Raw genomic sequence first — 13,430 nt, 5'->3', positions numbered from 1 at the left:
AAACGGTAAGGAGCTAAACAAGCTCCTTACCTTTTTTTCTGTTCATCATAATTTGGTGCAGGTGAAATAAATGCAAATATGGCAGCTAATAATGGTAGTAGTAATGACAGTAATAAAATTTCTGAATACCCACCTAACCTGTCATAAAAGAACCCAAACGGTAATGGGCCTAATGCTGAGCCAACTACCATGACAGACTGTGCGATACTTTTAATACTACCTAAATGTTGTCTTCCAAAATAATTTGGCCAAACGATATTAAGCGTAATACGCTCAAATCCGTGCGCAATCCCCCAGATGACACCGTATATAATAAATGCAGTCGCACTTTGTGTTTGCCACAACCAAATAATCGCAACAATATGAATGACAAACGTAATCGACAACACGTAATGAACTTTAATCTTATCCACTAAATATCCAGATATAAACGTAACAGGAAAACCAATGATGGCCATTAGCGATAGAACAATCGCAGCAACTTCTGGTGTTAACCCTTTTCCTTCTGAGATTGAAACGAGATGGAATGTGATTCCCGTATTCGTTAACGCTGGTACACTTACACAGAATAAAATCATCCAAAACGCGCGTGTTTTGGCCGCTTCTTTTAACGTCCAACTAACCTCATGATCAATTTCTTCCTCTTGTTCTTCCTTCATTCGTTCTTCTGAGCGAGCAGGTTGATGAATGTAGCGATTTCTAATTAGTACCATGACACCAATAAAAGATGCAGTAAAGATTAAAATCCGCCAAAACATAGAAGGGAGCCATATGAATAACCCTTGTAAATATTGATCAATCGTTGGAATCATAGTCACTAACACTAATGCTGAAAAACTGACTGTTACAAACAAAGGAATCCTCGATGGACCTTTTGAACGAACCGGCTTCTTCTGTCCATCAATGACTTCACCAATATCTTCAGGTTTATTTCGAACAATAAAAATCGCTAATGGTACAAAAACGAATGCTAAAGCGCCACTCCATATGAACCACACTGTGCGCCAGTCATACATTTGAATTAAGTAAGTATTTAACGGGGGTATTAATGCAGCACCTGCAAACCCACCAATCGCCATAACACTTAATGCACGCCCACGCTTTCTCATAAACCATTGTGGCACTAACGTATTCGGTAATAACGTCATTGAACCTTGACCAAATAAACGTAACATAAAAAATCCTAAAAACATCATTACAGGTCCAACTATAAGCGCATTCCATAACGTCGCAAACGCTAAAGAAAGACCGATTACAACCATCATGATGCGTTGACCATAAAGGTCAGTTAATTTACCAATTGTAAATAACAAAAAACCTGCACATAACGTGGCAGCTGAATATAAGCCGGAAACAAACGTTCTCGAATAATCAAAATCATCTATGTAATACTCGATAAAAATCGAAATAGCAAATGTTTGTCCAGGTCCAGAGAAAAATACACTTAAAGCTGAGACAAGTACGATCAACCAACCGTAGTAAAATGGTGTCTTGATGACCTTTTGCTGTTGCAACATATAATTCCTACTTTCACGAAAAATTCGAAACCCTAACTATTTTAACATATTACATAACAAAATTTTTAGAGTATTTTATAAAATTATGTATATGCAATTAAAACCCTCCCTTGTATCTCGGGAGGGTTAGTCAACCAATGTACTTTTGGCTTCTTCTTCTAATTATGACCCACGAACCATTGTGTTTAACGTTTTAATCAATGGTGATACTTGCTGAGTTATTTGAACAACTTGCCCTAATGTTTTAAATACTTTATCTAAATCAACTTCACCGTTTTCATCTTGAAAGTATTGTAATAACATTTGCTTTTGTGATGGTGTCATCGCATGCTGACCAGGAATTTGAAAACCTTGATAGTCATTGGGATTCATGAATGGATTATACGGTGGGACCTCTTGTTGATTATTTGGGTTCATAAACGGGTTATACGGCGGAACTTCTTGTTGGTCAGGCATATAATTGTCGAACCATTGATTGTATGGGTCCTCTGGATAACTCTGATATTCTTGATAATCTGGATAAAACTGTTGATTACTCACATTGGGTATTTCAGCTTCTGAACCATAATCATAAGCAGCATATTGATAATAAGGATCATATGGCCCTGTTGCATATGGATAGACACTATACTCGTATCGATACACTGTAAACTTACCTCCCTCATCTTCCATATCAATGTGTATTATTTTATGAAACATAAGAGAGGTGTGTGTTTATCACGATTAATTCATTTTAATTGTGTTTGTATTGTTCAGCTGAACGACCGAGCTTTTTCACAAGATCAATCGCTTGTGACTTTTCTTCCTCTGTCAACCCATCCATAAAACGCTCAATTTCTTTCCAATGCTTTGGGAAAATTTCATTTAACAGCTCTCGGCCTTGATCTGTTATTTCTGCATAAGTTACACGTCGGTCTTGAGGAGATGGAATCCGGCTTAACAACCCTTTTCTTTCTAAATTGTTGACGACATAAGTAATACTGCCACTCGTAAGTAATATTCGTTCACCAATCTTTTGTAATGGTTGCTTACCGCGATGGTACAACAGTTCCAACAAAGCGAACTCTGTCGGATTTAAACCGTACCTTGTCATATCCATTTGTGCTAAGTCATTTAAAGTTCTAGCCGCTTTCGATAATACGACAAACAATTTTAATGATGGGTCTTGTTTTCTTTTTTGGTATTCTGCTTCATTCACGACAATCATCCTCTTTCATGCTCTTGTATGGTAACGAACGATTTCAGCCTATCTTCAAGATACAATTATTATAGGTTGTTAGCAAACGACCGTCAAAAAGGTTTTAACTTTTATAATCATTTGGCATAATAGTTTTCTAGGAGGGAAAATAATGATTGAAGATACAGGTGAACGCGTCATACCGAAAATGATGGACCCAATGAATCCATTATTGTTAGAACATATTGCACGTTACCAATTTGCATTACCTTACTTACGTGGAAGAGTGTTAGATTTATCATGTGGGTCAGGTTACGGCAGTCACATGATTGCGAAGCGTCGCAAGCGCGAGGTCGAAGAAGTGATCGGAATTGATTTAGACCCAGACATTATTAAATATGCAAAAGGTGAATATTATCACCCGAAGACACAGTTTATTGAAGCTAATGCCATTGATGAAACACTAATTGATAGGGTCGGAACCTTTGATGCTATTGTTAGTTTTGAAACAATTGAACATATAGCTGAAGAGCAAGCTTTATTAGATAACTATTATCGTCTGTTAAAACCCGGTGGTAAGCTAATCGTTTCAACACCATTTGGTCAAGGACGAGGTAAACCGTGTGGCTCACCATTTCATGTTCATCAATTAACTGAACAAGAATTTAAAGCCTTATTCACAAACTACTCTAACTCGCAGTTCTTTTACCAAGATGGTGTTTTAATTGAGCCGAAACGAGAAAACGTTCGTTACCCACTCGGCATAGCTGTTTGTACAAAATAGGTCGAAAAACATATTTATCAGTCGAAAATTCAATTTACTTTCTAAGATATTATTGCTATACTAAGGACAAACGAACTAGTCCCTAGGAGTTGTTAAAATGTTTAAACTTCAAAAACAAGCAGAACCTAATTTAGCAGTCGACTCATTTTTGGATGATGTCATCATTGATACGACCAATCAACCAGACCTTGAAAAGCAATTAAGAATGGTAAATTTAACACAAGAAGACCTTGCGACGTTAAAAGCATTAAAACCGATTGTAACTGAACACATTGAAGAAATTGTTGTTCAATTTTATGCCAACATTGAGCACGAACCTTCTTTAATGAAAATTATTCAACATAACAGCTCAGTTGAACGGTTAAAACAAACACTTACTCGTCACATTCAAGAAATGTTTAATGGCGTGATTGACAGTCAATTTGTTGAACAACGTAAGTATATCGCATATGCCCACGTAAAAATTGGGTTAATGCCTAAGTGGTACTTATGTGCCTTCCAAGATCTATTAAACTCGTTTCAACAAATCTTTTTTGACCACTTTAGTCACAAAGATGATATTTTCAAAGCGTTATCAGCAACATCAAAAATATTAAACATCGAACAGCAACTCGTTCTCGAAACATTCGAACAAGAAAATAAGCGTAAACGTGAAGAGCAATACGAAAAACAAAATAACTTATTAAATGAAATTAACCGTATGTCAGATGAATTAGTGAAGATTTCTAATCAAACAGATCTTGCTATGAAACAACTACTTGAACATTCAAATGAAATTAGATCTTTCTCTAAAACAACTGTCGACACAGCTTCTACGGTTGAGAATCAATCAAACACAGGTAAAGCTGATTTAGATAAGCAGCTACATAAGATGGACGAAATTGAGCAAGAGATGAATTCAATCTATAACGAGATGAATAAACTAGAAGAAGCATCTAGTAAAATTAATGAGATTTTAAATTTCATTACGGATGTGTCAGAACAAACGAATCTATTATCACTAAATGCATCAATTGAAGCAGCGCGTGCTGGTGAATTAGGTCAAGGTTTTGCCGTTGTAGCACAAGAAGTTAAGAAGTTAGCCGATCAAACGAAAGGCTCGATTGAAAACATTACAGAACTAATTAACACGACTAACGAGCAAATCGATCAAGTCTCAAAAGATGTATCCGCAACGACGACGTTAATTAAAGATGGCACTGAAAGTATGAAACGCACGAATACATTTTTTGATGACATCTTAACTAACACACATGAAAGTAAAGCGTTAAATGATGAAATGGAAGCAAAACTTGAGAATGTAAATGACATAGTCGAACAGTTAAGTGAATCTTATGCTGAAGTTAATGAAGCAGCTGAAAGTCTATCGAATTTAGCTAAAGAACACGAGTAATAGACTAAGGAGTTTTAATTGAATTGCACACTAATACACAAAACCCGAACGAAGTCATAATCTGAATTCGTTCGGGTTTTGTTTTCTATTTTTCGCTCCATCAAAATGCTTCGCTTTTACCCACAGGGCACAAGGCCAACATCTGCTCAAGCTTCCTCGGCCCAAGATCGGGGCCTGTGGGGTCTCGAGACACGTGCTGTTCCCTCAGGAGTCTACGCATTTTGATTCCGCTAGGTGACTGCTCAACTAAGCTGAAATGTCAATTGTTCGTGTTTTAATCACACTCCAACCCTTTTGGCTCAACCTCTTTGTTTAAAATATATTTTATAAATTCAACTCTTACTTGGCAATCTTAGTTCAATCGCAACCCAACTAATAAAGCGATAGATTGGATAAATAAGCACAAGAACTAAGGCAAGACCTGGTACCTCAATGAATGTTAAAAACGCTAAAAATAGTAACAAGAAAATCACTGTCATAACGTTGGCATAACGGCCGTTAAACGGCATAGCATCGAAGAACATTGAAGCTCTTTCTTTCTTTTCTTCTACACGTTTTTTAAAACATTTCTCATGAAACGGTCTGACAGTCATTTTGACGTTACCTGTCATTAAATCATGACGGTCAGTAATTTCTTTGTTACAACGATTACAAACTACGGCTTTTTTCCCCATGTTCATCTTCCCTCACTCTTATAGGCATATCAATTGAATTTTAAACGTAAATCTAAAACAATTATAATCATAACTTATTTACAAAAGGGTGTCGAATATGACTATACAATTAAGTGTGCTAGACCAATCTCCATTGTTAAAAAACGAAACACCACAGCAAGCACTACAACAAACGATTCAATTAGCTAAACACGTTGATCAATTAGGATATAAGCGTTTTTGGATGAGTGAACACCACAGCACAAAAAGTTTAGCAGGTTCAGCCCCTGAAATGTTAATCCCAGCCATAGCAGCTCAAACTGAACAAATCAAAGTTGGTACTGGTGGTGTGCTACTCCCCCATTACAGTCCCTTCAAAGTAGCTGAACAGTTTCGAGTATTAGAAGCATTGTATCCTAATCGCATTGACCTTGGTATAGGTCGCGCACCTGGTGGGATGCCTGGTGTTAATTACGCTTTAAACAGAGGGAAATACCCAGATGTTAAAAATTACCCTCAACAAGCATCATTACTTATAGATTACATATTAGGCAATGATCCTGAGGGGTATCAAGTCCAAGCAACGCCTATGAGCGACACAACCCCACCGGTTTGGATGCTAGGTTCAAGTGGTGCTAGCGCTCATGTTGCTGGTGAATTAGGTACTGGTTACACTTTTGCCCAATTCATTAATGGGGATGGTGGACCAGCAGCTATTGAACGCTATTATAACAGTTTCATCCCTTCTCCCTTGAAACAAGATCCTGAGGCAAGTATTGCGGTTTTTGTTGTGGTTGGAGATACTGAAGAAGAAGCTGAATACTTAGCATCTAGTTTAGATGTTGCTTTACTAATGGCTGATCAAGGACAAATTCGTGAGTACTTCCCTGAACCAGAAGAAGCTAGCAAACAAGCCTTTAGTCACTTCGAACAACAACGTATAATAGAAAATAGAAATAGAATGATTGTTGGTAGTGTTGAAAGTGTTAAACAACAACTTGAGTATATGTCTAGGCAGTTTCAAGTAAACGAAGTGATCGTTAATACCATTGTCTCGCCATTTGAGAAACGTCTCGAAGCTTATGAGAAGCTAGCTCAAGTTTTTCAATTAAAATAATAATCTATTGTTAAGGAGTGTTTTTATGATTGCTTTTGACCACCTTGTCATCCATTCCTTTGATCCGAAACAACACCAAGAGATGTTTTCAAACTTTCATAACTCTGTCGGTGTTCCTGGTGGGAAACATGAACTATGGGGAACGTATAATTACTTAGCTTTCATGGAAAATAACAGTTACATTGAATGGATCGGTGTTGATGATGAAGCCGTAGCCAATCAATCTGATAACCCGCTTATCCGTCAAACAGCTAAAGCTTGGCGCGATCAGATTGAAGGACCCATTCAATTTGCTTTACGGGTTAGTGATCTTGATTGTTACATTGATGACTTTAATAAAAAAGGTGTTAACTATGAAGGCCCTTTTCCAGGGAGTCGTAGGAAAACGGACGGCTCATTGTTAGAATGGCGAATGCTATTTCCTAACCTTGAAGAAACTAATCAAACTTTGCCATTTTTAATCGAATGGAACGGTGAAGGTAATATTCCAAATGACACTTCATTAATTAACAAAACACCATTTACAACAATTGAAGTTCACACTATTGATATTGAAACTTACAAAAGATTTTTTACTAATGATTTAAAATTAAAAGAGTTGAACAATCATACGTTTCAATTAGAGAACGGCTTATTAAAAGTCCAGCAAGGAAAAGGCTTAAAAGCTACATTTGATCACATTACATTCCAACTAAAATAGAGGGATCTTATGAAATTAATTCGTTTATTAATTTTAATCGTTCTAATAACAATAGCCGCTTGCTCAGGCTTAAATGAGAGCGAATTATATAGCGCTAACGACCATGAAGTTAGTGACCACTTTATGGCTGAACGAACAACAAGCAACATTTCTTCACCACCAAATATTGATCCTGAACAGTATTCAAGTGAGAGTTATGAGTGGGGTGAGTTTGTCACAGGTGTCAAAACACAACTCGATACAGAAGAACAAGCCATTGCTTTAACATTTGATGCTTGTGGTGGGCCGTATGGACGAGAGTATGATGAAGAGTTAATAGAGTTTTTAATTGAACACGACATTCCAGCCACCTTGTTCGTCAACAAAGACTGGATTGAACATAATGAGGAAACCTTTATACAACTAGCTGAAAACCCTCTTTTTCAAATCGAAAACCACGGCACTGACCATTTACCACTCTCAGTAAGTGGTCGTACAGCTTGGGGAATCGATGGAACAAACAGTCCGGAAGAAGTATATGAAGAAGTTCAAACGAACCAGCAATATATTTATGAACTTACTGGTGAAACACCTAGCTATTTCAGGTCTGGGACAGCTTATTATGATGAAGTAGCTGTCCAAATGATCCAAGATATGGGGCTTGAAGCTGTGAATTACAACGTTTTAGGTGATGCTGGTGGGACATATTCTAGTGAACAAGTCGAACAGTCATTACTTCAATCAGAACCTGGCTCAATTGCTCTTTTACACATGAATCAACCGAGCAGCGGAACGAGAGATGGTGTTATGAACGCTATTCCACAACTAATCGAACAAGGGTATGAGTTTGTTTTATTAGATGAATACGAGTTGAAATAAAATTTCTTTAGAAGCATTGTCGTCAAACGGCAATGCTTTTTATTTCTTAACTCGAAATATTCTTCATTCGAACTACTTTTTATGCTATACTGTCGTTATACTATTATGAAAATTTAGAATGTAACTGGGAGGTTTTTATATGACAAAGACAAGTTATCCTGTCGTTTGGGACTTAGATGTCTTTTTTAAAGGCGGAAGTGAATCAGAGGAATTACGTCGTCACCTTGATGAAACTAAAGAACGCCTCGCTTCTTTAGCTGAAAAGTTTAATCAATTCGAAACACCAACTTCAGTTGATCAAGCTGAGGCTGTATCAAGTTTAATTGAAGAAGGAACTGACATTAGCCATCATATCCGACAAGCTGGTGCTTTCATCTCATGCCTTGAAGCACAAGATATGTCAGACCATAAGGCAAGCACATTACGTAGTGAAGTAACTGAGTTATCAGCTACATATGGGGCAGCTTTTAATAGCTTTAAACAAAAATTAGCCCAAACAGATGAAAACGTTTGGCAAGGTTTCTTAGAGCACGACAAATTATCTGAGCTCACTTTCGTTTTAAACGAGTGGCGTGATGCAGCACAAGAACAACTTTCTGAAGATGAAGAGGCACTGATTTCCTCCCTATCAGTTGATGGTTATCACGCTTGGGGACAAATGTACAACACGATTGTAGGTGGCATGACAGTCAATGTCACAGTTGACGGTGAAGAAAAAGAGTTATCCGTAGGTCAAGCGAATAACTTACTATCACATGAAAACCCTGAAGTACGTAAACAAGTTTATGATAAGTTAGAAGCTGCTTGGAAAGAAAAAGAATCGTTATTTGCTAATACACTAAACCATTTAGCTGGCTTCCGCTTAAACGTTTATAAAAAGCGCGGTTGGGACAATGTGTTGAAAGAACCACTTGATATTAACCGTATGCAACAAGACACGCTGGATGCGATGTGGGGTGCGATCACGAAGCATAAACAGCCTTTTGTTGACTTTTTATACCGCAAAGCTGAGTTATTAGGTAAAGATAAGCTTGAATGGTATGACCTTGGTGCACCAACTCAAGAAAATAGTCAAAAGCTTTCTTATGACGAAGGTGCGCAATTTATATTAAAGCATTTTGAAGAGTTTAGCCCTAAGATGGCTGACTTCTCGAAGACAGCTTTTGAAGATGGTTGGATTGAAGCTGAAGATCGTTCAGGCAAACGTCCTGGTGGGTTCTGTACTGGATTCCCATTAAGTGAACAGTCTCGTATTTTCATGACATACAGCGGTTCTATGTCTAACGTAGCAACGTTAGCTCACGAGTTGGGTCACGCTTACCATTCGTATGCGTTAAAGCCTGTTCACCCGCTTAACCGTCGATATGCAATGAACGTAGCTGAGACCGCTTCAACGTTTGCTGAAATGATTGTTGCAGACGCAGCCGTTAAAGCAACAGAAACGAAAGAAGACCAAATCGCATTATTAGAAGATAAATTGCAGCGTAGTGTTGCGTTCTTTATGAACATCCATTCTCGTTTCTTATTCGAGACCCGCTTTTATGAAGAGCGTAAAAACGGATTCGTACCAGCAAGCCGTTTAAATGAGTTAACAGATGAAGCTCAGCGTGAAGCTTACTGCGATGCTGTAAACTCAACAAGCTCGAGTTACTGGTCTAATAAACTACACTTCCATATTACAGGGGTACCTTTTTATAACTTCCCGTACACGTTCGGTTATTTATTCTCGCTTAGCATTTATGCTAAAGCGTTAGAAGAAGGTACTAACTATGAAGACCAATATATTGCACTATTACAAGATACGGCGAGAATGTCGGTTGAAGACTTAGCGATGAAACATTTAGGAGAAGATATTACAAAAGAAGCGTTCTGGGAGAAAGGTATTGAACTTTGTAAGAAGGATGTAACGGAATATTTAGAGTTAACGAGTAAGTAAAATAAATCCCAGTTAAGGGTTAGTCCTTAACTGGGATTTTCTTTTCAAAGTAATAAAATGGCTCTGTAAAATTACCGTGACGTTGACGGTCAACAAGTTGATAATCGCCTTTGTAAAACAAATTAATCGCTGCTTTGTTTTCGCCATTCGTATCAGTCCGAATGTAACAGAACCCTCGATTAGCCGCTAAGTTTTCTGCAAAACGATAAAAAGCTAAAGCAATTCCCTTATGTCTAGCAGCAGGTTTGACGGCTAGTCTTTTTATGCATAAAAATGGAGCTTGTTCGGACCAATTAATCTCTTCGTACTCTTCATGTCCTTGGTCACTAATACAAGCAACAGCTAATACTTCCCCCTGGTCTTCATAAACATATAGTTCGTCTTTTTCAATGTCTGTCTCATAATGGTTTCTTAACGGATATGTATCGCCCCACTGCGTCATTCCAGCTTCTTTCATAACGCGTTTAGCTTCGATTACTAGTTGTTCGATTTGATCTAAATCGTGATGAGTAGCCTCTCTAATCATTAAAATCACCTTATCTTTTTTTCATAGTTTATCACATATTAAATTATAGCTTAATTTAGTTGCATTGCTTTTGACATTCAAACGTATATTTGAATATAATACAATCAAACGAACATTTGAATGAAAGTAGGGGAAATCAATTGAAACTACCTAACTGTACATCTGAAATAAGTGAAGATCAACTTAAAAATATTTATCAATCGGTTAATCAAACATCCATTCAAGCTGTAGCGCAATTGTTCAAAGTGTTAAGTGATCCGACTAGAGTTAAAATCGCTCAAGCTTTAACAATTGAAGAAGAACTTTGTGTCTGTGACCTTGCAGCGATTACAGAAACGTCTGTTGCTTCCGCATCACATCATTTAAGAACTTTAAAAAAACACGGTTTAGCTAAGACTAGAAAGCAAGGTAAAAATATTTATTACTCACTTGATGATCACCATGTTCACGATCTTATTAACATTGCCGTAGAGCACCAGCACGAACTGGAGGAATCGTAATGGCACAAGAAACCTATTACGTTAGAGGTATGTCTTGTACTTCGTGTGCTAAAACATTTGAAAATAACGTTAAAGACATTGAATCAGTTGAAGATGCTCACGTTAATTTTGGCGCTTCGAAAATTACCGTCCAAGGTGATGCTTCTATCCAACAATTAGAACAAGCCGGTGCATTTGAAAGCTTGTCTGTGTCTAAACAGTACGAGAAACATACACCACATCGGCTAAATACATTAAAGTCGAATTGGCATATTGTCGCTTCTTCAATTTTCTTACTGATCGGAATTTACTTATTAGTTCAGTTAGGTGAAGAACATCCTGTTACGACAACAGCATTCCTCGCTTCAATCGCCGTTGGTGGTTATCAACTGTTAAGTACAGGTGTGCGACATTTATTAAGGTTACGTTTTGATATGAAAACTTTAATGACAATTGCCGTAATCGGCGCAGCAATTATCGGTGAGTGGGTTGAAGGTGCAGTGGTTGTGATTCTTTTCGCTATCAGTGAAGCGTTAGAACGTTTTTCAATCGACCGTGCCCGTTCATCTATTCAGTCGTTAATGGAATTAGCACCTGATACAGCAAGAGTAAGACGCAACAATGAGTTTTTAGAGTTAAACATCTCTGATCTTCAAATTGGTGATACTGTCATTATTAGACCTGGTGAGAAAATTCCCGTCGACGGTATTATTTCCAAAGGGGAATCAACAATTAACCAAGCTGCTATTACAGGTGAATCAGTTCCTGTTTTTAAGGACAAGAACGAAGAAGTGTTTGCTGGTACTTTAAATGAAGAAGGCTATTTAGAAGTTGATGTCCAAAAGTTAGCGGAAGACTCTACTTTAGCCAAAATTATTCATTTAGTTGAAGAAGCTCAAAATGAAAAAGCACCAGCTCAACAATTTATCGACCGTTTTGCTGCCTACTATACACCTTTAATTATGATAATCGCACTTGGTGTCGCAACCGTTCCACCGATCTTTTTCGGGCTAAGTTTTGAAACTTGGGTGTACCAAGGGTTAGCCGTATTAGTTGTCGGTTGTCCTTGCGCTTTGGTCATTTCAACGCCTGTAGCAATTGTTACTGCAATTGGAAGTGCAGCACGAAATGGTGTGTTAATTAAAGGCGGGGCTTACTTAGAAGCACTCGGTCAAATTAAGACAATCGCATTTGATAAAACGGGTACTATTACACAAGGTAAACCTGTTGTTCAATCTTATCAATTATTTGATGAGAACATATCAGCTGAGTATTTTTTCCAAAAAGCTTACGCATTAGAAACACTTTCTCAACATCCGCTAGCTAAAGCTATTACTGAATATGCCAATCAACATGCTCAACCAGAACAATTATCGAATGTTACTAACTTTCAATCGATCACTGGAAAAGGTGTAACTGGTGAAATCGACCGTTCACGGTTTAAAATCGGAAGCCCATCAATGTTTGACTTAAATAGTGAACAACAAACAGCTGTCAATGAAGCTAGACAATCTGGCCATACGGTTATTTTAATGAGTGAAAATGATCGTATTCTTGGCTTGGTTAGTATAGCAGATGCCATTCGTCCAATGGCAGAAAACATGGTTGCTAAATTAAATAAACTAAACATCAACCGTACTGTGTTACTAACTGGTGATCATGAAGTAACAGCTAAGTCAATCAGTCATCAAGTTGGCATTAAACAGTACTTGTCTCAATTACTACCGAAAGATAAGCAAGTGAAAGTTAAAGAACTACAAGAACAACACGGACAAATTGCGATGGTTGGTGACGGTGTTAATGATGCACCTGCACTAGCTACTGCAAACGTTGGAATTGCAATGGGCAGCGCAGGAACAGATACTGCATTAGAAACGGCTGATATCGCACTTATGGGTGATGATTTGTCAAAACTCCCTTACACGATGAAGTTAAGTCGAAAAGCATTAAACATTATTAAACAAAATATCGTCTTTGCACTGACGACGAAAGCACTTGCGTTATTGTTAGTCATCCCTGGCTGGTTAACATTATGGATCGCCATTTTAGCCGATATGGGAGCGACATTACTTGTAACACTTAATGCACTACGTTTACTCAAGTTAAAGGATTAAATATAATTAAAGCTGGCCTGGGTGCCAGCTTTTTTTGATGCTATGAGCTTCTTGCTCGGTTCTATGAGCCTCTTGAACGATTCTATTAAGGTTAGTATCAAAATTGGACACACTCTAAGGCAAAATGTTTCCATGAAATTAAGTCTAGAAAAGGTAGGGGTAATTATGCCAGAAAA

General features: G+C 37.6%; 13 protein-coding genes. 8 read left to right on the top strand and 5 right to left on the bottom strand.

What is annotated here, in order from left to right:
• Window positions 1–26 precede the first annotated feature (26 nt).
• The 3 genes from J2R98_RS13820 to J2R98_RS13810 form a co-directional block, all read right to left on the bottom strand.
• Entirely contained in the window at window positions 27–1,517 is a 1,491-nt protein-coding gene (locus J2R98_RS13820; RefSeq protein ID WP_307069993.1) for an MFS transporter, read from the bottom strand.
• A 162-nt stretch (window positions 1,518–1,679) separates the two neighbouring features.
• On the bottom strand, window positions 1,680–2,162 hold the full coding sequence (locus tag J2R98_RS13815; RefSeq protein WP_307069992.1) for a YppG family protein: 483 nt from the start codon (window positions 2,160–2,162) through the stop codon (window positions 1,680–1,682).
• Between the two features lie 88 nt (window positions 2,163–2,250).
• Complete coding sequence (locus tag J2R98_RS13810; protein ID WP_370872015.1) at window positions 2,251–2,724, bottom strand: MarR family winged helix-turn-helix transcriptional regulator; 474 nt, start codon at window positions 2,722–2,724, stop codon at window positions 2,251–2,253.
• Window positions 2,725–2,866: 142 nt separating this feature from the next.
• Between J2R98_RS13810 and J2R98_RS13805 the strand changes: the two genes are divergently transcribed.
• Both J2R98_RS13805 and J2R98_RS13800 read left to right on the top strand, forming a co-directional pair.
• Window positions 2,867–3,478 (top strand): class I SAM-dependent methyltransferase, encoded by a 612-nt coding sequence (locus J2R98_RS13805; RefSeq protein ID WP_307069988.1) that lies wholly within the window; start codon window positions 2,867–2,869, stop codon window positions 3,476–3,478.
• Window positions 3,479–3,575: 97 nt separating this feature from the next.
• Complete coding sequence (locus J2R98_RS13800; protein ID WP_307069986.1) at window positions 3,576–4,871, top strand: globin-coupled sensor protein; 1,296 nt, start codon at window positions 3,576–3,578, stop codon at window positions 4,869–4,871.
• Window positions 4,872–5,203: 332 nt separating this feature from the next.
• On the opposite strand, the gene J2R98_RS13795 is transcribed toward J2R98_RS13800, so the two are convergent.
• Window positions 5,204–5,545 (bottom strand): LIM domain-containing protein, encoded by a 342-nt coding sequence (locus J2R98_RS13795; RefSeq protein WP_307069984.1) that lies wholly within the window; start codon window positions 5,543–5,545, stop codon window positions 5,204–5,206.
• 97 nt (window positions 5,546–5,642) lie between these two features.
• Here J2R98_RS13795 and J2R98_RS13790 point away from each other — a divergent pair, with 97 nt between their 5' ends.
• The 4 genes from J2R98_RS13790 (at window position 5,643) to J2R98_RS13775 (ending at window position 10,135) form a co-directional block, all read left to right on the top strand.
• Window positions 5,643–6,641, top strand: a complete 999-nt coding sequence (locus tag J2R98_RS13790) for an LLM class flavin-dependent oxidoreductase (RefSeq protein WP_307069981.1) — start codon at window positions 5,643–5,645, stop codon at window positions 6,639–6,641.
• A gap of 25 nt (window positions 6,642–6,666) precedes the next feature.
• On the top strand, window positions 6,667–7,341 hold the full coding sequence (locus J2R98_RS13785) for a VOC family protein (RefSeq protein ID WP_307069979.1): 675 nt from the start codon (window positions 6,667–6,669) through the stop codon (window positions 7,339–7,341).
• Between the two features lie 9 nt (window positions 7,342–7,350).
• On the top strand, window positions 7,351–8,199 hold the full coding sequence (locus J2R98_RS13780) for a polysaccharide deacetylase family protein (protein ID WP_307069977.1): 849 nt from the start codon (window positions 7,351–7,353) through the stop codon (window positions 8,197–8,199).
• 139 nt (window positions 8,200–8,338) lie between these two features.
• The gene (locus J2R98_RS13775; RefSeq protein WP_307069975.1) at window positions 8,339–10,135 is read left to right on the top strand and encodes a M3 family oligoendopeptidase; all 1,797 of its coding nucleotides are present in this window, start codon (window positions 8,339–8,341) and stop codon (window positions 10,133–10,135) included.
• A gap of 19 nt (window positions 10,136–10,154) precedes the next feature.
• On the opposite strand, the gene J2R98_RS13770 is transcribed toward J2R98_RS13775, so the two are convergent.
• Entirely contained in the window at window positions 10,155–10,661 is a 507-nt protein-coding gene (locus tag J2R98_RS13770; protein WP_307069973.1) for a GNAT family N-acetyltransferase, read from the bottom strand.
• A gap of 140 nt (window positions 10,662–10,801) precedes the next feature.
• On the opposite strand from J2R98_RS13770, the gene J2R98_RS13765 reads away from it, so the two are divergent.
• Together J2R98_RS13765 and J2R98_RS13760 are read left to right on the top strand one after the other, a co-directional pair.
• Window positions 10,802–11,161 carry an ArsR/SmtB family transcription factor gene (locus tag J2R98_RS13765; RefSeq protein ID WP_307069971.1) on the top strand — a complete coding sequence of 120 codons (360 nt, stop codon included), beginning with the start codon at window positions 10,802–10,804 and terminating at the stop codon, window positions 11,159–11,161.
• Window positions 11,161–13,254 carry a heavy metal translocating P-type ATPase gene (locus J2R98_RS13760; RefSeq protein ID WP_307069969.1) on the top strand — a complete coding sequence of 698 codons (2,094 nt, stop codon included), beginning with the start codon at window positions 11,161–11,163 and terminating at the stop codon, window positions 13,252–13,254. Before J2R98_RS13765 ends, J2R98_RS13760 begins: the two co-directional genes overlap by 1 nt.
• The last annotated feature ends 176 nt before the right edge of the window (window positions 13,255–13,430 follow it).

Source organism: Alkalibacillus filiformis, assembly GCF_030814115.1.
GTDB lineage: Bacteria > Bacillota > Bacilli > Bacillales > Alkalibacillaceae > Alkalibacillus > Alkalibacillus filiformis.
The sequence above is the reverse complement of the archived record's forward strand: the minus strand, read 5'-3'. Positions and strand labels throughout refer to the sequence as shown.